This is a genomic window from Nonomuraea sp. B10E15, assembly GCF_039871615.1.
In the GTDB taxonomy this organism is placed as follows: Bacteria; Actinomycetota; Actinomycetes; order Streptosporangiales; family Streptosporangiaceae; genus Nonomuraea.
Genome location: NZ_JBDPMB010000061.1, coordinates 1 through 1,369 on the forward strand (window position 1 = coordinate 1; position 1,369 = coordinate 1,369).

The window sequence follows — 1,369 nt, forward strand, 5'->3', positions numbered from 1 at the left end:
TTGACGTGGCGACCGTCCCCAGTGTGTCGTACTCCATCACCGTGCGCCTCGAGGTGCCCGCAGGCGGCAAGGCCGTGAGCCTGCTCACGCACGCCGTAGAGTCGGCAGGGGGTGTCGTGACCGCCCTCGACGTCACCAACGCGGGGCACGAGAAGCTCCGCATCGACGTGACCTGCGCCGCCAGGGACACCGACCACGCCCAGGCCATCGTCGACCAGCTCGAGGCGGTCGAGGGCGTCGTCATCCACAAGGTGTCCGACCGCACCTTCCTCATGCACCTCGGCGGCAAGATCGAGATGGTGTCGAAGGTGCCGCTGCGCAACCGCGACGAGCTGTCCATGGCCTACACGCCGGGTGTGGCGCGGGTGTCCATGGCGATCGCGCGCAACAAGGAGGACGCGCGGCGCCTGACCATCAAGCGCAACACCGTGGCGGTCGTCACCGACGGCTCCGCTGTGCTGGGGCTGGGCAACATCGGGCCCGAGGCGGCACTGCCCGTCATGGAGGGCAAGGCGGCGCTGTTCAAACGGTTCGCGGGCATCGACGCCTGGCCGATCTGCCTCGACACGCAGGACGTCGACGAGATCGTCCGCACGGTGCAGGTGATCGCGCCCGGGTTCGGCGGGATCAACCTGGAGGACATCGGCGCGCCCCGCTGCTTCGAGGTGGAGCGGCGGCTGCGCGAGCTGCTCGACATCCCGGTCTTCCACGACGACCAGCACGGCACGGCGATCTGCGTGCTGGCGGCGCTCACCAACGCCCTGCGGGTGGTCGACAAGGACATCGAGAACGTCAAGATCACCATGGCGGGCGCGGGGGCGGCCGGCTACGCCGTGCTGCGGCTGCTGCTGGCGGCGGGCGCCCGCAACGTGATCGTGTGCGACTACCTCGGGGCCGTGCACAAGGGGCGCGAGGATCTCGACGACTCGCTGCGCTGGATGGCCGACAACACCAACGCCGAGGGCTACGCGGGCGACCTGCGGGGCGCGGTCAAGGACGCCGACGTCTTCGTGGGCGTCTCCGCCCCCGGCATCCTGACCGGCGACGACATCGCCTCGATGGCCAAGGACCCGGTCGTGTTCGCGCTGGCCAACCCCGAGCCCGAGGTGTCGCCCGACGACGCCCGCGAGCACGCCGCCGTGGTGGCCACCGGGCGCTCCGACTACCCCAACCAGATCAACAACGTGCTGGCCTTCCCGGGGGTCTTCCGCGGCCTGCTCGACGCTCAGGCGTCCGTCGTGACGGAGGAGATGTTGCTGGCCGCCGCCGGCGCGCTCGCCGCCGTCGTCACGCCCGAGGAGCTCGGCCCCAACTACATCATCCCGAGCGTCTTCCACCCCGACGTGTCCACCGCCGTCGCCGCCGCCGT

General features: G+C 70.7%; 1 protein-coding gene. It reads left to right on the plus strand.

The features are described 5' to 3' along the window. Positions 1 to 5: 5 nt before the first annotated feature. Positions 6 to 1,369: NAD-dependent malic enzyme (locus tag ABGB14_RS49965; protein ID WP_347650955.1), on the plus strand; the 1,364-nt coding region annotated here is incomplete at its 3' end.